Source organism: Paenalcaligenes hermetiae, assembly GCF_039543645.1.
Taxonomy (GTDB): Bacteria; Pseudomonadota; Gammaproteobacteria; order Burkholderiales; family Burkholderiaceae_B; genus Paenalcaligenes; species Paenalcaligenes hermetiae.
In genome coordinates this window covers 187,794-211,332 of record NZ_BAABKD010000011.1, presented here as the reverse complement: position 1 = coordinate 211,332, position 23,539 = coordinate 187,794, and the positions used below count along the sequence as shown (strand labels likewise).

General features: G+C 45.6%; 26 protein-coding genes. 17 read left to right on the top strand and 9 right to left on the bottom strand.

Features of this window, described 5'->3' with window-relative positions:
* Positions 1 to 8: 8 nt before the first annotated feature.
* The 3 genes from ugpE to ugpB form a co-directional block, all read right to left on the bottom strand.
* Complete coding sequence (gene ugpE / locus ABD980_RS10205) at positions 9 to 854, bottom strand: sn-glycerol-3-phosphate ABC transporter permease UgpE (RefSeq protein ID WP_260648726.1); 846 nt, start codon at positions 852 to 854, stop codon at positions 9 to 11.
* An 8-nt stretch (positions 855 to 862) separates the two neighbouring features.
* Complete coding sequence (gene ugpA / locus ABD980_RS10200) at positions 863 to 1,744, bottom strand: sn-glycerol-3-phosphate ABC transporter permease UgpA (RefSeq protein WP_300646835.1); 882 nt, start codon at positions 1,742 to 1,744, stop codon at positions 863 to 865.
* Positions 1,745 to 1,876: 132 nt separating this feature from the next.
* Positions 1,877 to 3,184 (bottom strand): sn-glycerol-3-phosphate ABC transporter substrate-binding protein UgpB, encoded by a 1,308-nt coding sequence (gene ugpB / locus ABD980_RS10195; RefSeq protein WP_300646833.1) that lies wholly within the window; start codon positions 3,182 to 3,184, stop codon positions 1,877 to 1,879.
* A 186-nt stretch (positions 3,185 to 3,370) separates the two neighbouring features.
* Here ugpB and proC point away from each other — a divergent pair, with 186 nt between their 5' ends.
* The 6 genes from proC (at position 3,371) to ABD980_RS10165 (ending at position 8,570) form a co-directional block, all read left to right on the top strand.
* Positions 3,371 to 4,210: a pyrroline-5-carboxylate reductase gene (proC, locus tag ABD980_RS10190; RefSeq protein ID WP_300646832.1), complete on the top strand. Its 840-nt coding sequence runs from the start codon at positions 3,371 to 3,373 to the stop codon at positions 4,208 to 4,210.
* Positions 4,211 to 4,212: 2 nt separating this feature from the next.
* Positions 4,213 to 4,767, top strand: a complete 555-nt coding sequence (locus ABD980_RS10185) for a VUT family protein (RefSeq protein ID WP_345371755.1) — start codon at positions 4,213 to 4,215, stop codon at positions 4,765 to 4,767.
* 187 nt (positions 4,768 to 4,954) lie between these two features.
* Positions 4,955 to 5,881, top strand: a complete 927-nt coding sequence (livH, locus tag ABD980_RS10180) for a high-affinity branched-chain amino acid ABC transporter permease LivH (protein WP_300646831.1) — start codon at positions 4,955 to 4,957, stop codon at positions 5,879 to 5,881.
* A complete protein-coding gene (livM, locus tag ABD980_RS10175; protein ID WP_345371501.1) occupies positions 5,881 to 7,107 on the top strand; it encodes a high-affinity branched-chain amino acid ABC transporter permease LivM in 1,227 nt (408 codons plus the stop codon). Before livH ends, livM begins: the two co-directional genes overlap by 1 nt.
* On the top strand, positions 7,104 to 7,868 hold the full coding sequence (livG, locus tag ABD980_RS10170; RefSeq protein ID WP_345371499.1) for a high-affinity branched-chain amino acid ABC transporter ATP-binding protein LivG: 765 nt from the start codon (positions 7,104 to 7,106) through the stop codon (positions 7,866 to 7,868). Before livM ends, livG begins: the two co-directional genes overlap by 4 nt.
* On the top strand, positions 7,869 to 8,570 hold the full coding sequence (locus ABD980_RS10165) for an ABC transporter ATP-binding protein (RefSeq protein WP_300646828.1): 702 nt from the start codon (positions 7,869 to 7,871) through the stop codon (positions 8,568 to 8,570).
* A gap of 41 nt (positions 8,571 to 8,611) precedes the next feature.
* On the opposite strand, the gene ABD980_RS10160 is transcribed toward ABD980_RS10165, so the two are convergent.
* On the bottom strand, positions 8,612 to 9,220 hold the full coding sequence (locus ABD980_RS10160) for a glutathione S-transferase family protein (RefSeq protein WP_345371497.1): 609 nt from the start codon (positions 9,218 to 9,220) through the stop codon (positions 8,612 to 8,614).
* Positions 9,217 to 11,112, bottom strand: coding sequence for a S9 family peptidase (locus tag ABD980_RS10155; RefSeq protein WP_345371495.1), 1,896 nt, complete (start codon positions 11,110 to 11,112; stop codon positions 9,217 to 9,219). The genes ABD980_RS10160 and ABD980_RS10155 overlap by 4 nt, the downstream gene beginning before the upstream one ends.
* A 105-nt stretch (positions 11,113 to 11,217) precedes the next feature.
* On the opposite strand from ABD980_RS10155, the gene ABD980_RS10150 reads away from it, so the two are divergent.
* From ABD980_RS10150 to fumC, 4 genes are read left to right on the top strand one after another with little or no spacing between them, the layout of a single operon-like run.
* Complete coding sequence (locus ABD980_RS10150) at positions 11,218 to 12,171, top strand: D-2-hydroxyacid dehydrogenase (protein ID WP_345371493.1); 954 nt, start codon at positions 11,218 to 11,220, stop codon at positions 12,169 to 12,171.
* A complete protein-coding gene (locus ABD980_RS10145; RefSeq protein ID WP_377536233.1) occupies positions 12,168 to 12,944 on the top strand; it encodes an SDR family oxidoreductase in 777 nt (258 codons plus the stop codon). The genes ABD980_RS10150 and ABD980_RS10145 overlap by 4 nt, the downstream gene beginning before the upstream one ends.
* Before the next feature lie 16 nt (positions 12,945 to 12,960).
* Entirely contained in the window at positions 12,961 to 13,998 is a 1,038-nt protein-coding gene (locus ABD980_RS10140; RefSeq protein WP_300646824.1) for a type I glyceraldehyde-3-phosphate dehydrogenase, read from the top strand.
* A 50-nt stretch (positions 13,999 to 14,048) separates the two neighbouring features.
* A complete protein-coding gene (gene fumC, locus ABD980_RS10135) occupies positions 14,049 to 15,446 on the top strand; it encodes a class II fumarate hydratase (RefSeq protein ID WP_300646823.1) in 1,398 nt (465 codons plus the stop codon).
* 55 nt (positions 15,447 to 15,501) lie between these two features.
* On the opposite strand, the gene ABD980_RS10130 is transcribed toward fumC, so the two are convergent.
* Complete coding sequence (locus ABD980_RS10130; RefSeq protein ID WP_260648739.1) at positions 15,502 to 15,930, bottom strand: universal stress protein; 429 nt, start codon at positions 15,928 to 15,930, stop codon at positions 15,502 to 15,504.
* A gap of 133 nt (positions 15,931 to 16,063) precedes the next feature.
* Here ABD980_RS10130 and ABD980_RS10125 point away from each other — a divergent pair, with 133 nt between their 5' ends.
* A complete protein-coding gene (locus ABD980_RS10125; protein WP_300646820.1) occupies positions 16,064 to 16,399 on the top strand; it encodes a c-type cytochrome in 336 nt (111 codons plus the stop codon).
* 50 nt (positions 16,400 to 16,449) lie between these two features.
* Here ABD980_RS10125 and ABD980_RS10120 read toward each other — a convergent pair whose 3' ends face one another.
* Positions 16,450 to 17,628 carry a tyrosine-type recombinase/integrase gene (locus ABD980_RS10120; RefSeq protein ID WP_300646819.1) on the bottom strand — a complete coding sequence of 393 codons (1,179 nt, stop codon included), beginning with the start codon at positions 17,626 to 17,628 and terminating at the stop codon, positions 16,450 to 16,452.
* Between the two features lie 235 nt (positions 17,629 to 17,863).
* Between ABD980_RS10120 and ABD980_RS10115 the strand changes: the two genes are divergently transcribed.
* A complete protein-coding gene (locus tag ABD980_RS10115; RefSeq protein ID WP_300646818.1) occupies positions 17,864 to 18,826 on the top strand; it encodes a DNA-binding protein in 963 nt (320 codons plus the stop codon).
* Positions 18,827 to 18,857: 31 nt separating this feature from the next.
* Here ABD980_RS10115 and ABD980_RS10110 read toward each other — a convergent pair whose 3' ends face one another.
* A complete protein-coding gene (locus tag ABD980_RS10110; protein WP_345371487.1) occupies positions 18,858 to 19,748 on the bottom strand; it encodes a LysR family transcriptional regulator in 891 nt (296 codons plus the stop codon).
* Between the two features lie 100 nt (positions 19,749 to 19,848).
* Between ABD980_RS10110 and ABD980_RS10105 the strand changes: the two genes are divergently transcribed.
* From ABD980_RS10105 to ABD980_RS10095, 3 genes are read left to right on the top strand one after another with little or no spacing between them, the layout of a single operon-like run.
* A complete protein-coding gene (locus tag ABD980_RS10105; RefSeq protein WP_345371485.1) occupies positions 19,849 to 20,370 on the top strand; it encodes a cytochrome b in 522 nt (173 codons plus the stop codon).
* 13 nt (positions 20,371 to 20,383) lie between these two features.
* Complete coding sequence (locus tag ABD980_RS10100; RefSeq protein WP_345371483.1) at positions 20,384 to 20,935, top strand: YceI family protein; 552 nt, start codon at positions 20,384 to 20,386, stop codon at positions 20,933 to 20,935.
* 21 nt (positions 20,936 to 20,956) lie between these two features.
* On the top strand, positions 20,957 to 21,541 hold the full coding sequence (locus ABD980_RS10095; protein WP_300646813.1) for a YceI family protein: 585 nt from the start codon (positions 20,957 to 20,959) through the stop codon (positions 21,539 to 21,541).
* A 52-nt stretch (positions 21,542 to 21,593) separates the two neighbouring features.
* Here ABD980_RS10095 and arsC read toward each other — a convergent pair whose 3' ends face one another.
* Positions 21,594 to 21,932, bottom strand: a complete 339-nt coding sequence (gene arsC, locus ABD980_RS10090; RefSeq protein WP_345371480.1) for an arsenate reductase (glutaredoxin) — start codon at positions 21,930 to 21,932, stop codon at positions 21,594 to 21,596.
* Between the two features lie 64 nt (positions 21,933 to 21,996).
* Between arsC and ABD980_RS10085 the strand changes: the two genes are divergently transcribed.
* Positions 21,997 to 22,695, top strand: coding sequence for a glutathione binding-like protein (locus ABD980_RS10085; protein WP_345371478.1), 699 nt, complete (start codon positions 21,997 to 21,999; stop codon positions 22,693 to 22,695).
* A gap of 9 nt (positions 22,696 to 22,704) precedes the next feature.
* Complete coding sequence (locus ABD980_RS10080; protein ID WP_345371476.1) at positions 22,705 to 23,493, top strand: RsiV family protein; 789 nt, start codon at positions 22,705 to 22,707, stop codon at positions 23,491 to 23,493.
* Positions 23,494 to 23,539 lie beyond the last annotated feature (46 nt).

The window sequence follows — 23,539 nt, the reverse complement described above, 5'->3', positions numbered from 1 at the left end:
CAGCGGTCTTATTTTTCTGAGTCGACCAGACCTTTAACAAACCATTTTTGCATAAGCATGACCACCAAAGCGGGTGGAATCATGGCTAGCATGGCGGTTGCCATAACGATATTCCATTGAGTGACACTATCACCACCGGAAATTAAACGCTTGATACCGATCACAATCGGGTACATATGTTCTTCAGTTGTGATAATTAAGGGCCAGAGGTATTGGTTCCAGCCATAAATAAACTGAATCACAAATAGCGCCGCAATACTGGTTTTAGATAAAGGCAAAAGAATGTCTTTAAAAAAGCGCATGGGACCAGCGCCATCGATGCGTGCGGCCTCGACCAACTCGTCAGGAATGGTGAGATAAAACTGCCTAAATAAAAAGGTGGCGGTGGCCGAAGCGATTAACGGCAAAGTTAAACCTGCGTAGCTGTTTAAGAGGCCCAAATCGGCAACGACTTTAAAAGTGGGGGCGATACGCACCTCTACAGGTAGCATAAGCGTGACAAAAATCATCCAGAAAAATACCATGCGCAGCGGAAAGCGAAAATACACCACAGCAAAAGCGGAGAGCATGGAGATAATGATTTTGCCTACGGCAATGGTGATTGCCATGATACTACTGACTAACAACATGCGGGCAACAGGGGGAGCATTACTGCCTGCCGCACCAAAGAGCGCTTCTTTGTAGTTAGACCAAAAGTGCTCGCCTGGGAGCAAAGACATAGGGGCTTGGGCGACTTCTACTGCAGATTGCGTAGAAGCGACAAAGGTGATGTACAAGGGGAACGCAATCACTGCCACCCCAAGTAACAAAATAAAATGACTAAAGAAGTCAAGTAAAGGACGTCGTTCAATCATAACTGGACCTAGTAATTCACACGACGGTCAATGTAGCGGAACTGGATCACAGTTAGCGCTATCACAATGAGCATCAAAATCACGGATTGAGCAGCAGAAGCCCCTAAATCCAACCCACGGAACCCAACGTTATAAACGCGGTATACCAAAATTGATGTGCTTTCGCCCGGACCACCTTGTGTCATGACATCAATGATAGCGAAGGTATCAAAGAAGGCGTAAATGACGTTAACCACCAATAGGAAAAATGTGGTCGGTGATAATAAGGGAAAAACAATGGACCAAAAACGACGCATTGGGCCGGCACCGTCAATGGCCGCCGCTTCAATCAGTGAGCGAGGAATGGCCTGTAAGCCAGCAAGGAAAAACAAAAAATTATAAGAGATTTGTTTCCAGACAGAGGCCATCACCACCAAGAGCATGGCATCATCAGCATCTAGGCGAGGGTTCCAGGCAATACCGAGCTCAAATAAAAATACGGCAATAATCCCTACCGATGGTGAGAACATAAAGAGCCATAAAACCCCTGCAACAGCCGTTGCTACTGCATAAGGCCAGATGAGCATGGTTTTATAAAAAGCCGCGGCGCGAATCACGCGGTTAGCGAGTACCGCTAGTAATAGGGAGATCGCCAGCCCAGCAACAGCGACTAATAGAGAGAACTTGGCCGTGATTTTAAATGAGTTCAGATAGGCTTGTTGTGAAAACAGCTCTCTGAAATTATCTAAACCCACGAAACTGGAGCTCAGCCCAAAAGGGTCTTCCAGATGAAACGACTGCCACAATGCTTGACCCGCAGGTAAAAAGAAAAAAATGACTGTAATCGCCAGTTGAGGCGCAAGCAGTAAATAGGGCAGCGTTTTATGGTTAAAAACGACACGCTTTTCCATAGGAAATTGACAAGAAAATAAAGACCGCAACAAAGCGTCTTTGAGTGGTAAAAGAGAAAAAAGCAAATACCGGAATGGGGGGATCACCCCCATTCCGGTATGAATTGTAGTCTAAACGACAGCATTAAGCTGTTATTTTACACTTTTCTCAAAGCGTTCTAATAACTCATTACCGCGTTTAACCATATTTTTTAACCCCTCTTCGGGACTGATTTGACCGGCGAAGATTTTTTCCATTTCACCGTCTTCAATGTCACGAATTTGAGGTAAATAGCCTAAACGGATACCGCGTGAGTGTTCGGTGGTTTGAGCATCAAGCTGCTTAACTGCCACGTCAGCACCTACGTTTTTCTCATAAAAGCCAGAGTCTTTGGTGAGCTCGTAGCCGGCAGTGGTTACAGGCACATAACCCGTGTTTTGGTGCCAAGCGGCGGCTTGTTCAGGACTAGAGATAAATTTAAAGAATTCGGTTACCCCTTTGTAAACCTCATCTGACTTGTTGGCAAACACCCATAGAGATGCGCCACCAATGACGGAGTTTTGTGGAGCATCTTTTACGTCAGCATAGTAAGGCAATGAAGCGGTACCAAACTCAAATTTTCCTGTTTTGATAATGTTAGCGCGGTTACCACTGGAGCCAGTAAACATGCCACATTTCCCAGCAGTAAATAGTGCGTTGGAGGTGTCGCCACGCCCGCCGTAGGTAAATGAGCCCTCTTTAGCCATGTCGGCTAAAAAGCTTAGGTGTTTAACAAATAAAGGCTGATCAATCTCTAAGCGAGCATTTAGGCCACCAAAGCCATTATTTTCACTGGCAAAAGGAACATTATGCCAAGCAGCGAAGTTCTCGAGTAAAATCCAAGAAGGCCAAGAGGTGGTGTAGCCACATTCGTAGCCGGCTTCACGGATTTTTTTGCCGGCTTCAGCGACCTCTTCCCAAGTTTTAGGTGGGTTTTCTGGATCCAAGCCAGCTTTTTTGAAAGCGTCTTTGTTGTAATATAGTACGGCCGTGGAGCTATTAAACGGCATGGAAACAAGCTTGCCGTCGCTCGAGGAATAATAGCCAGCCACTGCCCCTAAGAAATCGTTGGGGTCAATGGGGTTACCAACCTTTTCTGACATCTCTTGTACAGGTTGAATCGCCCCTTTGGCGTGCATCATGGTGGCGGTGCCTACCTCGAAAACCTGTAGAATATCGGGGGCGTTACCTGCACGGAAAGCGGCAATACCAGCGTTCATGGATTCGCCATAGTTACCTTTGTAGCTGGGCTTGACCTCGTAGTCGGATTGGCTTTTATTAAAGGCTTCAACCAGTTCGTTGACTCGGTCCCCAAGTGCGCCTTCCATGGAGTGCCAAAACTGAATGTCTGTTGCGGCATGGGCTGTGCCCATCATGGCGATAAGGGCCGCTACAGATAGGGTAAAGGTTGATTTACGCATATGCGTTCTCCTGTTGTGTGTACGGAATGAACAAGCCAGCTTGTTATATCAGAAATGCATTTAAGCATATGACTTGTTTATTACATTGGCGTGACTGTACCCAGTAAATAGTGGTTTGGTCAATCTTATTAAATCAAATACACTTGCATTATTGTTGAGTTTACCGCGTAGGACTGAATTTTTTTTATGATAAATCAAAAACATACTATAACGTTGGCGTTTATTGGTGGCGGCAACATGGCGTCGGCTTTGTCAGCAGGGCTGATCGGTAAGCGTTGTGCTGCCGAAGATATTTTGGTCATCGACCCAAATGAGCAGGTTCGAGAAAATTGGCAGCAGCAGGGCACGCATACAGCAGAGATGCCGCAAGCACAACTAGCGCAATACCGGGTTTGGGTGTTGGCCGTCAAGCCGCAGCACATGAAAAAAGTCCTGCAACAATGTCAGCCCTTTATTCAGCCAGACACATTAATCATTAGCGTGGCCGCTGGGATTACGGCAACGGCCATTGCAGAGCGTTTGGGTTTTGAGGACCAGCCTCATCAGCGTGTTATTCGTTGCATGCCTAATACGCCTGCGTTAATCGGTTGCGGTATGACCGGGCTGCTGGCATTGGATGCCGTTGACGAGGACGATAAAGCAGTGGCGGAATATTTATTTAAAACGGTGGGCGAGTATGTATGGGTAGAGAATGATGAAGCCATTGATGCGGTCACGGCTTTATCGGGTAGCGGTCCGGCTTATGTGTTTTTGTTTTTGGAGTCGTTGATTCAAGCGGGGCAAGCCCAAGGTTTATCTTTGGATCAAGCTAAAAAGCTGGCTTTTGCTACGGTAAAAGGCGCCACCGAATTAGCGGCTTTATCGCCCTTGCCGCTAGCGCAACTTCGAGAAAATGTGACCTCCGAGGGCGGGACTACAGCAGCGGCTTTAGCTGTATTTAAAGATCAGAATTTTTCAACTATTGTGCAACAAGCGATGGATGCAGCCAAACAGCGTGCCGCAGAACTCGCGCAACATTACTCATAAGGATTCCCATGGCAACCCTTCGTTTTGAACCCATGACTCCCCGTCAACAAGCCATTGCAGTATTGCTCATGATTCTCATTGTCGTGGCATCGAATGTGATGGTGCAGTACCCCATTAATAACTGGTTGACATGGGGGGCAGTGAGTTACCCCATCGCTTTTCTCGTCGCTGATGTGCTAAATCGTCGTTTTGGGCCACAGGCGGCGCGGCGCGTGGCTTATTTTGGTTTTGTGGCTGCGTTAGTGATTTCTGCTTTTGTGGCCACACCACGCATTGCTCTGGCATCGGGCAGCGCTTTTTTAGTAGCACAGCTTTGTGATATTTATGTGTTTGACCGCTTACGTCACCGCACTTGGTGGCAAGCACCATTTGTGGGGGGGGTGGCAGGCGCCACGCTGGATACCTTTGTCTTCTTTAGTGTGGCGTTTGCTGGTACGAGTATGCCATGGCAAACACTGCTCTTAGGTGACTTGGCGGTTAAGTTGTGTTTAAACACTTTTATGTTGGCTCCATTCCGCGCATTAATGTGGAACTTAGCTAACCCCAGTAATCAATAACTGGTATAGATCAATAGATATGGGGAGCGCTAGGGCTATTACGTAGTGACAAGTTGGCGTGACTTGTCACAAAATACCCTATGTCTTATTGGCTGTTGCCTCTTAGTACAAGAGACAACAGCCCTTTATTTATGTTGTTCTGGCGTTGCTTTGTTGCTGCCATCATCCGCTTTTTGGGACCGCTCATATGTCGGATTTACTTCCTCAGCTTGTGCAACAGCTCTTTAATGGGCTGTCATTAGGCGCCATTTATGCGCTGATTGCTATTGGTTACACCATGGTTTATGGCATCATCGGCATGATTAACTTTGCCCATGGTGAAATTTATATGATTGGCGCCTATACGGGTTTGGTTACCCTTTCTGCGATTGGCATGAACTCGGGTTTACCCGTTTTGCTGATTGTGCTGATTATGCTGCTGGTGGCGGCGGCAGTGACGGCAGCTTATGGTTTTGCGGTAGAAAAAGTGGCTTATGCCCCTTTGCGTGGTAGTCCTCGTTTGGTGCCGTTAATCTCTGCCATTGGGATGTCGATTTTCTTGCAAAACTGGGTGGCTTTGGGTCAGGGGGCGCGTGATATGGCCGTGCCTAACTTGGTGTCAGGTTCACTGCAGCTTTCACTGGGCGAGAGTTTTGTATTTAATGCGCCCTACGCGCGTATTTTGATTATTGTGACCACTGTGGTGTTGATGGTGGCTTTGACTTTATTTATTAAATACTCACGTATAGGTCGAGCCTCACGTGCCTGTTCCCAAGATCTAGGAATGGCAAATTTACTGGGTATAGATACAAGTCGTATTATTTCCTTTACCTTTATTATTGGCGCGATGTTAGCGGCAGTGGGCGGGGTATTGATTGCATTAGCGATTGGCAAGCTAAATCCTTTTATCGGATTTATTGCTGGCATCAAGGCGTTTACGGCAGCAGTACTAGGAGGTATCGGCAGTATTCCTGGCGCGATGCTTGGGGGGGTGTTACTAGGGCTTGCTGAAACCTTTGCAGCGGCGTATATCTCTTCCCAATACAAAGATATCGTGGCATTTGCGTTGCTGGTGTTGATTCTCTTGTTTAGACCAACGGGCCTTTTAGGTAAACCGGAAGTGGAGAAGGTGTAATGGCCAAGCGAATTCAACATGCTTTTTTTGCGGCGTTGTTGGCTGGGGTAATCATTGCGCCGATTTTTGGTTTTCAAATTTTACGGGTGGGCATGCAAACCACCTTGCAACCCGATTGGCCAATGATTTTTTGGGGTATGGGCTTGGTGTTTGTATTCCAATTAATACGGCCCTCCCTTTTATCCCTATTAGCTAAACGTCAACAAAGTTTTAGTTTGCCACGCCTTAATGATAAAACGCGGCAAGTAGCGCTGTTTTTTATTATTATTGGCGCTTTAATCTGGCCATTTTTTTCAGGGCGAGCGGAAATTGACATTGCTACCCTCGTACTGATTTATGTCATGCTTGGCCTCGGGCTTAACATTGTCGTGGGTTTTGCGGGGCTATTAGATTTAGGCTTTGTTGGTTTTTATGCTGTGGGCGCATATACCTATGCACTTCTGTATTACTGGGCGGGATGGGGTTTTTGGGCCTCATTGCCCGCAGCAGGGGCAATGGCAGCATTGTTTGGCTATTTACTGGGCTTTCCTGTTTTGCGCCTGCGTGGGGATTATTTAGCCATCGTGACTTTAGGCTTTGGGGAAATTATCCGCTTATTATTAATTAACTTATACCCTATCACTGGCGGTCCTGATGGGATTTCAGGGATACCTAAACCAACAGTGTTTGGTTATGTGTTAGCTCGTCGTGCTCCCGAGGAGCAGATGACTTTCCATGAGCTCATGGGCTGGAAGTTTAATAATGTGGATGTGATCATTTATCTTTATTTATTGGCGCTGATTTTGGCATTGATCACGCTGTTTGTGTCGAATCGCTTGATTCGTATGCCAATCGGTCGTGCTTGGGAGGCCTTGCGCGAGGATGAGATTGCTTGCCGTTCGTTGGGGTTAAATCCAACGGGGATTAAACTATCGGCTTTTACTATTGGGGCAATGTTTGCTGGATTTGGGGGCGCCTTTTTTGCGGCGCGACAAGGGCTAGTGAATCCTGAGTCATTCACATTTATCGAATCTGCGCTGATTTTGGCTATTGTGGTTCTAGGGGGGATGGGGTCGCAGCTAGGGGTGATTTTAGCAGCCATACTGTTGACGGTAGTCCCAGAGATAGCGCGTCAGTTTGCAGAGTATCGTATGTTAATTTTTGGTTTGGTAATGGTGGTCATGATGGTGTGGCGTCCTCAGGGGTTATTACCTGTTAAGCGACCCCATGTGGAGTTAAAAGCATGAGTGCGATTTTATCGGTTCAGGATCTGACCATGCGCTTTGGCGGGTTATTGGCGGTAGATGCCGTAAGTTTTGAGGTACAACCCCATCAGGTGTTTGCCATCATTGGGCCCAACGGGGCGGGTAAAACCACGGTTTTTAACTGTATCAGTGGTTTTTATAAACCCACTGCTGGACAGATTATGCTAGAAAACGCACCTATTCATGGGATGCCTAGTCACAAAGTCGCTCAAAAAGGGGTGGTGCGTACGTTTCAAAATGTGCGCTTGTTTAAGCAGCTGACCGTTTTAGAAAATCTACTCGTGGCTCAGCATCAGCAGCTTAATACGAGTTTGTTGGGTGGTTTACTGAAAACACCGGCATATCGGCGCTCAGAGGCACAAGCACAAGAAGCAGCAGCCAAATGGTTGGATTTTATGGATTTGCGTGCTTATGCCAATCGAGAGGCAGGCAATTTGGCTTATGGGCATCAACGCCGTTTGGAGATCGCACGCTGTATGATTACGCAGCCACGTTTATTGTTACTTGATGAGCCGGCAGCGGGATTAAATCCACAAGAAAAAAAAGAGCTGCAGGCCCTCATCGATACGCTACGGCGTGATATGGGGGTGGCCGTGTTATTAATTGAACATGATATGAGCTTAGTCATGGGGATTTCTGATGAGATTCTTGTCATGGAGTATGGTAAGCCCATTGCTATGGGCACACCGTCAGCTATTCAAAATGATCCGCGTGTGATTAAAGCCTATCTAGGAGAAGAGTAAGTGTTAACACTCACGAATGTATGCACTTATTATGGTGCAATTCAAGCCCTAGACCAGGTAAATGTGCAGGTAAACCAAGGTGAGATCGTGACGCTGATCGGAGCCAATGGTGCGGGCAAAACCACCTTGTTGATGACGGTGTGTGGCTCACCTCGTGCCAGTTCTGGTTCGGTGGTTTTTGAGGGAAAGGATATTACACAGCAGCCTACGCATTTAATTATGCGTAATGGCATTGCGCTTTCTCCCGAAGGACGTCGTGTTTTTCCTGATCTGACCGTCTCTGAGAACTTAAAAATGGGCGGGTTTTTCTTATCCAAAGCCGATATAGAAGCCGGAGAAGATCATGTTTATGAGCTTTTTCCACGGCTCAAGGAGCGGGCACAACAGCGTGCTGGTACTATGTCAGGGGGCGAGCAACAAATGCTGGCGATTGGGCGTGCTTTGATGACTCAGCCACGTTTATTGTTATTAGATGAGCCAACCTTAGGCTTAGCACCACTTATTATTGCGCAAATTTTTGAGATTATTCAGACCATTCGTGACGAGGGGGTTACCGTATTTTTGGTGGAGCAAAATGCGAATAAAGCCCTACAAATTGCTGATAGAGCTTATGTGTTAGAGACTGGTAAGGTCATTATGGAGGACACAGGGCAAAATCTTTTGGCCAATGACGAGGTGCGCAAAGCTTATTTGGGTGGGTAAGCTGGTTATCTAGAAAAAAAGCGGTCATAAAGACCGCTTTTTTATTTTAGCCCCTCGGCTGCTAGTGCAGCTTGGACGCCATCGTCCTGATGCAATAAAGCAAAAAATCGTGGTAAATGCTCAAAGTCAGAAAGATCAATGTCTGCGCGTTGTGCCCAACGTAGGGTTACGTACAAATACGCATCCGCGATTGAACGCTTCCCTACCAAGTAGTCTTTGTCAGCGAGTTGCTGGTTAACTACCGCATAAAACTGCTTTAGACGGCGCACGGCATTGCTTTGTAGTTCTTTTTGACATGACTCGTGCTGGGCATACATGGGCGCCCCAAACAGTAAGCCATAATGACGATGGATATCTGAGTTAATTAAGCCAAGCCACATTAAGGTTTGTGCGCGCTCGACAAGATCTTGGCTTAGGAGTTGGCTTTTAGGGTATTTATCGGCCAAATACTGTAAGATCGCGCTGCTTTGGGTTAGGCATAGATCACCATCGGTAAACGCTGGAGCAGATCCCAATGGGTTCAGCGCAAGGAACGTAGCTTGTTTGAGCTCTTCGCGGCTAACGGCTTGCGATGCGTAGGGTTTACCAATCCACTCTAAGACGATGTGTACTGCCAAAGAGCATGCGCCTTGTAGGTAATAGAGTTTCATTTTTGTGTCTTCCTTCGAGATTTAGGTTGTAAGTGCTGCTCTAGGAATTGTTCCATGCGCTCGTAGAATTCAAACTTATTCTCTTCGTTCTGGAAACCATGTCCCTCATTCTCTTTTACCATGTATTCGACTTCAACATGACGGGCTTTTAACGCATTGACCATTTGGTCGCTTTCTGCTTTATTGACGCGAGGATCTTGGGCACCCTGGGCAATAAACAGAGGGGTTTTAATATGCTGTGCATTCAAAGCAGGCGAAGTGGCTTCAAGACGCTCGCGATCTTTTTCTGGGTGCCCAACCATGGTGTACATTTTTTCTAGCAAAGGGCGCCAATATGGGGGAATGGTTTGCATAAACGTGAGTAAATTCGAAACCCCCACATAATCAATAGCGGCGGCGTAGACATCGGGGGTTTTGCAGATTGCCATAAGTGTGGCGTAACCACCATAGCTTCCGCCATAAATAGCTAATTTGTTAGGGTCAGCAACGCCTTGTTTGAGCAGCCACGCTACACCGTCACTGATGTCATCTTGCATGCTTAAGCCCCATTGCCCAAAACTGGCTTCCCAAAAACGTCGGCCATAGCCAGTTGAGCCGCGGAAATTAATCTGTAAGACGGCATAACCACGATTAGCCAAAAATTGGACTTCAGGGTTAAAGCCCCAGCTATCGCGCGCCCAAGGGCCACCGTGTGGGTTGACCACTACAGGAAGGTCACGGGGCTCCATTCCTACAGGTAGGGTCAAGTAGCCATGGATTTCTAAGCCATCGCGTGCAGTAAAGCGGATAGGGCGCATGCTCGCCATGTGGGCAGGGTTAAGCTTGGGATTGATTTCGCCAAGATGATGAAGCTGTTGGGTTTCATCATGGTAAATAAAACGATGCCCTGGCGTGCGGTCGCTATATGCAGCAACCACAAAGGTTTTCTCATCACGGGTAGCGCTTTGTAGGCTGACTTCGTAACCCGGCAGCAGGTCTTTTAAGCGTTGGTGACGGATAGCGCTGATTTCATCAAAAAAGTGATAGTGGAGCTTGTCGGCCTCAAAATAAGCAGCGGTTAAGACATGACGTAAGCGAGAATAGCCCGCACCGAGCAAATCGTATTTTGCATTTTCAAAAATCAGTTGCTCTTGTTCTGGCTGATTGGGGTCGATGAGCACTAAAGCGGCCGTGTCACGACCTCGGTTACTGAGTGCATAAAACTTTTGATTGTCTTTATCAAAAAACTGGGGGGTAACATCCGTACGAAAGTCCGTCTGGATAATAACGCTAAACTCGTCTGCATCATGACGACGGTGGAGCACCGCGGTATGTAAGCCATCGCTAGCAATCGCCAAACGCACCGTTCCTTGATGATCTGTTTGCCAACCAATGATGTTACCGGGGTTTTGGGCTACTGCTTGTTGTTCACCGGTGTGGATATTGACACGATACACATCAAAAGCTTCAGGGTTACGCGCATTGTGAGCAATGAGCAAATGATCAGGGTCATCTTCTAGGTCATCTTGGATACCAGCACGTGCGCCTTCAAAGGGGGTTAGGTCTTTGCTTTCTCCGGTTTGCGCATCCACAGCGAGCACATGATAATTTTCATCACCGTTAAAGTCTTTGGCATAGACAATGGTATTAGGACCTTTCCAAAAAAAACCATCGACATCGCGTTCGGTTTCATAGGTGACTTGCTTGGGGGCCCCAACGGGTTTACCTTGATCTAGGGTTTGCACAAACACATTTAAGCGTGTGGCATGACCAACATTGATGGGTTGTAAAAAACCAATCATCGAGCCATCGTCAGAGAGGGCGTAAGCACTGCGTTGTGGGTTTTGGAAAAAATCGCGTAACTCATACCGCGGGGCGATCGTGTCTTGCTGCTCCACCAAATGAAAGTTCATACAACCATCCTAAATACGTTTCGATAAAAAGAAATTAAACCTATACTCTTATCATAGACCGAATTAAAAACCCCGTGCTTTACTTTTTCTTTCTAGAGTGGGCTTATGCAAATTGTATTTCTTGATCAGGCTACTATGGCACCGACTGTGCGTCTTCCTGAACCCAATTTTATGCATCAGTGGCAGGGGTATGATCAGACTACAGCGGAGCAGGTGGTGCAGCGGGCTCAATATGCAGAGATTGTGATTAGTAATAAGGTCCCCTTAGAGGCAGATACGCTTAAGCAGCTGCCTAAATTAAGGCTAATTGCTGTGCCAGCAACGGGTTACAACCATATAGATATCGAAGCATGTAAAAATTTGGGGGTTCAGGTGTGTCATGTCCCAGACTATGCTCAAACCACTGTGCCGGAGCACGTGTTTGCTTTGATTTTTGCTTTGCAACGGCAGTTGTTGCCTTATCAGCGTTCGTTGCTCGCGGGGCGCTGGCAGCAAAGCGGTCAGTTTTGTTATTTTGATTACCCGATTCGCGATTTAAAAGGCAGTTATTTAGGTTTGGTCGGCGCCGGGGCGCTCGGCTCCGAGGTAGCGCGCATTGCTAGCGCTTTAGGTGTGCACGTGCTACAAGCAGAGCATAAGGGGGCGAAACAGTGCAGAGAGGGCTACGTTCGTTTTGAACAGATGCTAGAACAAAGCGATATTATTTCTTTACACTGTCCTCTTACCCCTCAAACACATCACTTGCTGGATGCGCAAGCATTTGCGCAAATGCAGCGTCAACCTATGATAATTAATACCGCCAGAGGGGCTTTGATTGACCCTGATGCTTTGGTCCATGCTTTGCAAGTAGGGCAGATCCGTGCTGCAGGGATTGATGTGTGTGAAATAGAGCCACCGCCAGCTGATCATCCCTATATGCAGCTAGTGGGGACGGATCATTTTATTTTAACGCCTCATATTGGCTGGGCTTCGATTGAAGCCATGCAGTTTGTGGCAGATCAGACCATAGCGAATATTAATGCTTTTGTTGCAGGGCAGCCGATTCACTTAGTGCAATGATGAATGATTTACCCAATTTTTCTTTAGCAGGGCAGTTAGCCCTTATTACAGGTGCGACACAAGGACTAGGTAAGGCTATTGCTTATGCAATGGCAGCCTCAGGCGCCCACGTGATTATAAATGGTCGTAACGCAATCGGTTTAACCGCCTTGCAGCATGATTTACAAGCACGTGGCTATCAGGTTGATGTCTTTGCTCAAGATATTACTGATTACGCATCTTATGCGCATAATTATAATATATTATGTAAAGAAATAGGAATCCCAAGTATTCATGTCAATACTGTGGGTCCCCGACTAAGAAAAGGGTTAATAGATTGTCAGCCACTAGAGATTCAAGAACATATTCAACAGCATTTAACCGCTACTTTATTAATTTCACGTCTCGCAGCATTAAAAATGAAAGAGGCTCAACTGGCTGGACGTATCATTAGCTTTTCATCTATTGCAGGACGTATAGTCAGACCAGAGGACAGTATTTATCCTATTGCCAAACAAGGTATAGAGGCCATGGTACGCATGTTAGCTGTAGAGTTTGGTGCTTTTAGTATTACGAGCAATGGTATTGCTCCTGGTACTTTTGCTACCGAATCCAACCAACAGCTTGCCCGTGATCCTGTTCAAGGTTTACGTGTTTTGGGACGAAATCCAATGCAACGCTGGGCCGAACCCCATGAAATTACTGGCGCTGCTGTATTTTTAGCTTCTCCTGCCGCCTCCTATGTAAATGGCCATGTTATGGTAGTGGATGGTGGCTTTTCTATTACTTTTTAACGTGTACTAATTTTCTATGCAGGCAGTGCGTATTGCTATTAATGGTTATGGGCGGATAGGGCGTTGTGTATTACGAGCTATCTATGAACGACAACTTGAACAAGAACTAGAAGTGGTCGCTATTAATGAACCCGCTGATCTAGAAACCATGGCGTATTTAACGCAGTTTGACTCCACTCATGGTGTATTTCCAGGCAAAGTAGGGCGTAGCGAAAATAGCTTATTAATTAATGGTAAAGCCATTCAAGTATTTCATCACACGCAGCCTGATGCGGTTGATTGGCAAGCCTTAGACATTGATATTTTATTAGAGTGTTCTGGTGCTTATAGTCAACGAAGTGAGCTGGAAAAATTCATTCAAGCGGGTTGTCCGCGGGTTTTAGTCTCTCAACCTACAGATAGCGCTAACGAAGTCGATTACACCGTAGTATTAGGTATCAACGATACCGAGCTAAATGGGCAGCAGAGCATTGTGTCGAATGCTTCCTGTACAACGAATGCCATCATTCCTGTACTGGCTGAGCTCGATGCCGCGTATGGGGTGGATTATGCTTTTCTTACTACTTTGCATTCGGTAATGAATGATCAACCCATGATTGATGGTTACCATCATAGTGATTTACGCCGCACCCGTTCTGCCATGCAGTCCATGGTACCTGTGGCAACAGGTTTAGCACGTGGAGTAGAGCGCCTATTGCCTCAACTACAAGGCCGAGTCCAAGCCAAAGCGATTCGTGTGCCTATTTTAAATGTATCCGCTATTGATCTGATGGTGAAGTTACGCCGCTCTACCACCAAAGAGGAAATTAATAGTCTTTTCATTCAAGCTGCGCAACGTCATCCGAATACGTTATCCTATTCGGACAGACCTCATGCTTCTATTGATTTTAACCATGACGCTCACTCTGCCATTATTGATGGCAGCCAAACCTGTACGAACCAAGACGGTTTGGTGAACTTATTTGTCTGGTTTGATAATGAATGGGGCTTTGCCAATCGTATGATTGATATCAGTCAGCTTTGGGCTAGCCGTTTTCAATCTCAGTCCACTTAAGTACAGCTCATCGGTAACCGTCTTGCATGCTAATTTTTTAGGATTTGATCATGCAAAACACCCGTATTGAAACCGATTCAATGGGCACCATCAACGTACCTGCCCAACATTATTGGGGAGCACAAACACAACGCTCCATTCAAAACTTTCCTATTGGCGTAAAACGCTTTACGCTTACACCCGTTTTGATTGAATCCCTAGGGATACTCAAGCAAGCCGCGGCAAAAGCCAATCGTGATTTGGAGCAAATTCCCGCTGATATTGCAGAGCTAATTATTCAAGCTGCCGACGAGGTGATTACAGGCCAACTAAATGCAGAGTTCCCATTAGTGGTTTTTCAGACGGGATCTGGAACCCAGAGTAATATGAATGCCAACGAGGTCATTGCTAACCGTGCGATCGAGTTAGCCGGAGGGGAAATGGGTTCCAAAAACCCAGTTCATCCTAATGATCATGTGAACCGTGGCCAATCTTCCAACGATACTTTTCCTACAGCGATGCATATTGCTGTTGCGCTGGCTACCCATCGTCATTTATTTCCTCATGTGCGTGCTTTGCGTGATGTTTTAGCGCAACTTGCCGATAAATATGCCTCGATTGTAAAAACTGGCCGCACTCACTTACAGGATGCGACCCCCATTACTTTAGGACAGGAGATTGGTAGCTGGGTAGCGCAGATCGATTTTGCTTTAGATCATATTGAACAGCAACTACCCGGTATTTATGATTTAGCCATTGGCGGTACTGCTGTTGGGACAGGACTTAATGCCCACCCCCAATTTGGCGATAAAACCGCTGCTTATATTGCTGAACATACCGGCATGCCATTTAAAAGTGCCGCGAATAAGTTTTTTGCTTTATCTGCACACGATGCTTTAGTGAATTTTTCTGCCGCCTTGCGTACATTAGCCGGTGCTTTGTTCAAAATGGCTAATGATGTACGTTGGTTAGCGAGCGGACCACGTTGTGGTATTGGAGAGATTTCTATACCAGAAAATGAACCAGGCTCATCCATCATGCCAGGCAAAGTTAATCCCACCCAAGCAGAAGCCTTAACCATGGTATGCGTGCAAGTATTTGGTAATGATGCAGCGGTAGCTTTTGCTGGAAGTCAGGGGAATTTTCAGCTAAACGTCTACAAACCCGTTATGGTGCATAACGTCTTAGAAAGCATTCAGCTATTAGGTGATGCATGCGCCGCTTTTAATGAGCATTGTGCCGTAGGCATCACCCCAAATCGAGAAAAAATCGAAGCTTACTTACAGCAAAATCTCATGCTGGTTACTGCTCTTAATCGCCATATTGGCTATGACAAAGCGGCTGCTATTGCTAAGCTGGCTCATCAAAAGGGGCTGAATTTAAAAGAGGCAGCACTCGATCTGGGCTATGTCACCGCTGAACAATATGATCAGTGGATCGATCCGCTGGCAATGACGCGACCTGAATAAACTGACTGTAATCCCTTTCTGCCCGCCCTATAGGACGGGGTAGGGGGATGACTACTTATTTGATTAAGGTGATGGGAACAGTAATACGGCTTAATACCTTTGTTGTGGCCGAACCTAAAAGCAGCCCTGGCACAGCACTCAGACCGCGTGTTCCCATTACTACATGGTCACAATCATGCTCTTCAATATACGCTTGGACTTTTTCTGCAATCTGTCCCACTGTGACGTGGACTTGGTAAGGAATTTGCTCTTGGGCAAGCAGCGCTTTTGCCGTTTTTAATGCTTCTTTGCCCTCGTCTTGATAGTAGGCGTCGAGTACATCTGCGGTAAAAAAGCGCGCAACATTATTAGAAATAATAGGTGCTTGTACGTTTAGCACATGTACAGTACAAGTGGTAGATTGGTCTTTAGCGAGTGTTAACGCCGCACGAAGCGCTCGCAAAGATGGCTCTGAGCCATCTACTGGAACCAGAATGTTTTTCATAACAACCCCCATAAGATTCAAAAAAGAGTAAAGCCTTTATCATTTTAGCTTTTTACTATATAGCATAAAGCATATAAAGTGCGATAATAATACATCATGCTGCTATAGCAGCATTGTTATTTAGGAGTTTTTCATGAAAATCAAATATTTAGCTGCGTGTCTACCTTTGGTATTCGCTGCTGGCGTTGCTAAAGCTGATGCGCCTACTTACGAGCAGGTTAGCGAAATTTTGCAAAATAACGCCTGTTTGGCTTGTCACCAAGTAGATACCAAAGTCGTTGGTCCTGCTTACAAAGAGGTGGCGGAAAAATACAAAGATGACCCAGCAAACGCTGAAATTTTAGCTAAGCACATTAAAGAGGGTAGTCAAGGCGTATGGGGCGCAGTACCTATGCCACCAAACGTAAACATTACCGATGAAGACCTAAGCGTAGTTGTGGACTGGCTCATGGCCGGTGCACCTAACTAATTATAGCTAGGCAATAAAAGCGCTTTATCTAAGATAGAGCGCTTTTTTGTTTACCATTTGATTTTATGTTTATCTTCCGTTGCATCGTGGCGAGCATCGTCGGCGGTGTGAAGATAACGGTTAGTTGTATTAATGGACTCATGACCGAGAGTATCGCGTACATGCAAAAGATCCATATTTTGCTCTAACATATGTGTGCCTGCGGTATGGCGTAGCCAGTGAGTAGACGCTTGTTCTACATGCAACGCCTCGCTTTCGTATTCTGGCCCCAAGGCACGTAAACGTTTAGCTGTATCAATAAATATCTGTTTAACGATTTTATGGATAGCGGCACGGGTCAAAGGTTTATTCTTAATGGTGCCAATCGGTAAAATCAAAGGCAGTTCCTCATTGGCGGTGGGATAGGGGGATAAGCCCTTAAAACGTCTATAGTTAGAGAGCTCTTCCATAAGCTCACTGGTGACAGGAACCGTGCGTGTTTTTTGTCCTTTTCCTGTAATATCCATCCACCAACGTAAATGTCCATCTCGGTCTCGACGAGAAAACAACGCCCCCATACGGTTTTGGCTTAATTCTGAGACCCGTAAACCACATAAATATAATAACGAAAAAAGCCAACGGTAACGGTAATAATGCTCTAGCTCTCGCTCATTATCCCGAGGAAGTTCCTCTATACATCGTTTTACTTGTTCCCATAGATCCATATCCAGATAACGCTGCATGCGTTTAGCAGGTGTATAACGGCGACCGCGTAATACGGCTAATGGGTTTGCAACCAAATAACCAGCTGATACAAGCCAGGTGAATAGACTATTTATAACGGTCATGCTTTGGCGAATGCTGCTTGCTGATAAAGGGCCAGCAAAAGGGCGCCAGTCAGGATGAGAGCGCGCTACTTTAGACCCATTTTTAAGCACCCAACGTGAAGCTGGCTGGGGGTCTTGTAAAAAGTGCTGATAACGCAGAATATCCTCGTGCGTTAACGATGAAATCGGTTTATTGGCCTCTAAGTTTGCCCATAACAGTAAACGTTCTGATTCTTTACGATAGCTAGAAAACGTATTTGGACTATCTATGTATTGTGCCAACCACGCTTTAATTGCATCCAGATCATTATCTGCCTGCAATAACGTAGATGGGCTAGTCGCGCGATTACTGCCATGCGAACCATCGAGCGCCAAAGAATAAGGTGCATAGAATTCAAGCGCAGTAGGTAAATGTTCTGTCATAGTTGTGGTTAAGAAAAAGCTGGGGTTGCATACAGTATAAATCGAAGTGGCTGGATGTGTAGAGCTGGATCAATAATCTTTCTTATCATAATACAAAAGTTGACATTATGTGTGTAATGTCAAATTGAGCAATAATGAAGTTGATTATTTTACGTATTACGTAATAAAATAGAATTAATTCATTTGTTTGTTTTTACGATGCTCTGGCTTCGTAGCGCTACCATTTGGGGAAAACATGAGCCAATCAACTTTGACAGAGTCGCAACTGCATCTAGCGGTTGAGCAGTTACGTAACCAACACACCAACACCGTCGATCTTTACAAGGCCGTGGCTGCGTTGCTGTTTTTTCAATACGACACCACACCCACAACCAACCGTATGTATCAACTCGTGCGCAAAGGCAGCATGAGCGCACCATCAGAAGCTTTACGGTTATTTTGGCAAGAGCTACGGGAACGAAGCCAAGTACGGATGGAGCAAGCAGATATCCCAACGGCCATTACACAACAAGCTGGCATGCTGATTGCCCAACTTTGGCAAGAAAGCCTGGATGAGGCGTTAAAAATGACGAACCAACACCAGCAGCCGCTTCTGGTGCAAATCGGGCTACTGCAGCAAAATCTAGAAAAAGCGCAGGCAGAAGCCCACACCCTACAACAAGCTTTATTGCAGGCTCAGCGTCAACTTGAACAGCAAGATCAAGCCCTCGTTGAGCGTGAGCAACAGCTTACGCAACGCCAGCAACAGCTAGAACAAACGCAAGAGCAAATCAAAGCCCTGCATATTCAGCACGAGCACGCCCTACTTCTACAACAAGAAAAAACCCAGCTAAGCGAGCAACGAGCCGCCGATATGGAAAAATACGCCCGTTTAGAAATCGATCGCGTTCGACAAGATGCAGCCAAAGTCCAACAGCAAGAACAGCAACGCTTTCAACAACATCTGCAAAAATACCAAACCTTACAAGAGGAGCATCAAGCACAACAAAAAGCATATTTAGAACTGCAGCAGCGTTACCACTATCAAAGCGAGCAAATGCAACAACAAAAACAATTACAGCAACAATTAGATGAAAAAAATCACGATTTGCGTGAGCTTCTTAAACAGCTACAACAGCAACTCGCACAACGTACACAGCGCACGCGTTCAACACCAAGTCGCCTTGCTTTGCAGCGCGCAAAAAAAACCGCTACATAAATCTGTAGCGGTTTAGGAAAATAGATCATGCTCATGTTAGTGCGGTAAAGCTAGCCAAATGATTCAGTAAAAAATCCATGAGTAAGCGCACTCTTTCTGGGATATAGCTATTACTGGGTAGCACCGCATAAATCCCGATTTTATTTTCAGAGCGCAAACCACTTAACTCCACCAAGCGCCCATCCGCTAGATAATCCTTAGCAATAAAATCAGGCATAAAGCTAATCCCCATCCCGGCAGCCGCTGCTTTGGCTAACGCATCGCCATTATTTGCCTTAATACGACCATTGGTGCTGATACTGAAATTACGCGTTCCATCCGAAAATAACCAACGACTATGATGCGAATACTGTAAGCACTGGTGTTCTAATAAATCATCCGGCTGCTGCGGCTCGCCATGGGCTTGTATATAAGAAGGCGCCGCCACAAATAAAAGCTCGCACTCCCCTATTTTGCGCACAATATCACTCAGCGCTAATTCCCCAGCAATACGAATCGCTATGTCATAACCTTCGGCTGCCACATCTACCATGCGATCGTTATAATCGAGCTCTAAATGGATATCAGGGTACTTTTGAGCAAATTCCATCAACATATCAGTAAGGTGGCGCAATCCAAAACTTAATGGCAAACTAACACGGATCAGTCCTTTAGGGCGTACCTGTTCTTCTATTAATTCAGACTCACTCCGCTCAACAAGATCCAGAATTGCTTTGCACTGTTCCAAATACTTTTTCCCTGCCGAAGTTAAAGCTTGGCGCCGAGTACTGCGAGCAATTAATTGAACACCTAAGTGTTTTTCTAGGGCAGCAATTTGACGGGTGACCACGGAACGAGCAACCCCTTTTTGTGCGGCTGCCGCAGCAAAGCTACCTAGCTCTGCAACCTCCACAAATAATTTCATGACCTCAAATTGATTCATTGTTGCTCCCTAAACAATAGTTAATTGCCTAAATAACTCTTTTTTGCACCAATCAAAACAGGTACAGTATACCTATTGCCTGCATTCTTCACGAGGAAATATGAGCGCTCGTTATACAAAAATCGCTATTGCCCTACACTGGCTAATGGCCATTGGTTTTATTGGATTGTTTACGCTTGGCTTTTATATGCAAAGCATGCCCTTTTCTCCAACAAAACTTCAGGTCTACTCTTGGCATAAATGGGCTGGAGTGAGCTTGTTTTTCTTAGCCATATGGCGTTTAACATGGCGATTCACACATCGGCCACCTGCATTACCCCAAAGTATGAGCCAATCAGCGCAATACTTAGCGCATTTAGGTCACTGGGCTTTATACTTTTTTATGTTTGCTGTACCACTTTCTGGTTGGCTCATGAGTTCCGCTATGGGGTTTCAAACAGTATGGTTTGGGATTGTGCCGCTTCCTGACTTGCTCAGCAAAGACAAAGCCCTAGGGGAACTTTTAGCCCAAGTCCATGCCTATCTCAATTGGGCGTTTATTGCTACGGTAATTGGCCATGTTTTAGCGGCATTAAAACACCAGTTTTTGGATAAAGACAACCTACTTGCCCGCATGAAATAAGTAAGGATTTATTATGTTATTACGAACTCTTTCTGCCGCATTACTTAGTCTGCCTTTGGTAGCTAATGCGGCTACGTTTACTACCCTTGTTCCCGAAAAAAGTGAAATCCAATTTCACTATGAACAAATGGGCGTAAATATGGATGGTTTTTTTAAAGGCATCGATGGCTCACTGCATTTCGATACCGATGCTCCCGAAAAAGCACAGGTGACACTCGAAGTCCAAATGCAAAGCGTTGATACTGGATCAGAAGAGGCCGATAGCGAGGTTGTGAAAAAAGAATGGTTTAATGCCTCTGATTTCCCTACCGCAACATTCAAAGCACAAAGCATTACGCCTAAAGCGGATAATGAATACGAAGTGGCTGGCTTATTAAGCATCAAAGGTCACGAGCAAACTATTCGTTTTCCTGCCAAGGTAGAAACCACCGATGAACAAGCCACATTTAGTGGTAGCTTTTCTCTATTGCGTGGGGATTACGCGATTGGCGAAGGTGCGTGGTCCAAGTTTGACATTGTTGCAAACGATGTACGCATTGATTTCACTATCATTGCCACCCCTTAATTTATCTATTTGGAGAGTTTTATGAAAACCACATGGCGCCGTCTTGCACTAACAGGTGCTTTAACCGCTTTATTTACCCTGCCTACTGCTATGGCAGAAACGGTCACATACAACGTGGATTCCTCCCATACCTTTGCCCGTTTTTCTTATAATCATATGGGGTTAAGCCAGCAGCTGAATCGCTTTAATAAAACCAGCGGTACTGTTGCCCTAGACTTAGAAGCCAAAACAGGGGATGTGCAAATCGAAATCGACACTACCTCTGTAGATACTGGCCATGAGGCGTTTAATGAACATATTCAGGGCGAGGATTTTCTGGATACAGCCAAATACCCCACTGCTACCTTTAAATCCAGCAAAATCATCTTTGAAGGCGATACCCCTACTGCGGTCGAGGGTGACTTAACCATCAAAGGCGTAACCAAACCCGTAACCTTAACAGTAACTTCGTTTGCGGCCAAACCCCATCCAATGCTGAAAAAACCTGCTATTGGTGCTGACGCAGAGGTCAAAATCAAACGCTCTGACTTTAACGCGGACAAATTTGCACCCGCAGTAAGCGATGAGGTCACTATTAACATTGCACTCGAAGCGATTGCTAACTAAAAACTTAAAAAAAAGACCTTCTCTAAGAAGGTCTTTTTTACATGGGTTGGGGTTATAAAATATCGTAAATCGCCTCTAAGGGGCGCCCTAAGCGCACGCCTTTTTTTGTTTGCACCAAAGGGCGATTTAATAGGATTGGATGCTCGGCAATCGCTTCAAGCAGCTGTTGCTCATCGGCCTGATCTAATTGTAAATCCGTATAAGGCGCTTCATTCGTACGCACTAGTTCTCTAACAGAAAGGTCGCACTGTGCTACCAACGCGTTAAGTTGCTCAACCGATAACGGGGTTTTGAGGTACTCAATTACCTCTGGCTCTAGCCCCTGCTCTTGTAGATAGGCTAATGCAGCACGCGATTTGCTACAACGTGGGTTATGATAAATTTTTGTCATTTACTCTCTACTCGAATAAAAAGGATTAACATAAAATCCTAACTACACACACAAAGGAAAAAACATGATTGATTTATACTACTGGACCACGCCTAATGGTCATAAAATCACGCTTTTTTTAGAGGAAGCCGGTCTGGAATATCAAATCATTCCTATTAATATCGGTAAAGGGGAGCAGTTTCAACCGGATTTTTTAGCCATTGCGCCAAATAACCGTATCCCTGCCATTGTAGATCACAACCCCCAGGATGGAGGGTCCCCTATTTCTGTTTTCGAATCCGGGGCGATTCTACAATACCTAGCAGAAAAAACAGGCTTGTTTTTACCTAAAGATCTACGTCAACGCACCCAAACTCTCGAATGGCTAAATTGGCAAATGGGTGGGCTTGGGCCTATGGCTGGTCAAAACCACCACTTTAACATATATGCTCCAGAAAAAATTGCTTATGCCCAAGAGCGTTATATCAAAGAAACCAATCGTCTCTATGGGGTCTTAAACAAGCAGCTTGCTGATCGTGATTATATTGTTGGGGAATACAGCATTGCCGATATGGCGTGTTATCCTTGGATTGTGCCTCATCAAGCGCAAAGCCAGAACTTAGACGATTTTCCACATTTAAAAGCGTGGTTTGAGCGTATTGCGGCACGGCCTGCAACACAACGTGCTTACGCCAAAGCAGAAACAATCAATACGCAACCTTCTGTTTCTGACGAAGAGTCCCGTAAACATCTATTTGGCCAAGATGCTTCAATTATTAAATAAGGAATATCTATGATATTACAGTCACCCTATCGCGCAGGGCTTACCGCATTATGCGCTTTAGTCTTAAGCGCTTGTGCGGCTCCGCAAAAAGACATATCGCTTATCCCTACACAGACAGCAGATGTAACGAGCAAGGATGGTGTATTTACTCAACCTCTGCAGTATGAGCGTCAAAAACCTGGTTGCAAGGGTGACTGCCCTCGTTTAAAAGTCGATTCTTTGATTTTCCCTGGTAATAAAGCCTTAACTGACTATGTGGATCAGCAGCTCGCCGATATGACTCAGTTTGATGGGACTTATACAGCACAAGCTAGCGTCTCTGACTTTACTGATTATTATTGGGTCCATGCAGGTCCAAGAGACGAGGTCATTCTTAGTTCAAAAGTGCGATATCGTAATCAGTACCTCACCGTGTTAGAGCTAGGAGCTTGGCAATATTTAACCGGTGCAGCTCATGGTATGGGAGAGATACGCTTTATTAACTGGGATAATCAAAAAAAGCAGGCGCTCACTCTAAAAGATATCGTCAAACCGAATCAGTTACCTGCTTTTATTGAAAAACTACAACAAGCACACCAGCGTTGGCTTGCCACGCAAGAAGCCGCACAAGAAAACCCTACGGAATATAATCGCTTATGGCCATTTCAGCCAAGTGATAATATCGCCCTGACCGATGCCGGCGTTGTTGTGAAATACAACTCTTACGAAATCGCGCCCTACTCATCTGGGCAGCCAGAGCTACTCATTCCTTATCCAGAGCTTCGGGGGATTTTACACCCTGCTTATTTACCCCGGTAATGAAAAAACCCGCTGAGAACAGCGGGTTTTTGCTTTAAATATAGAG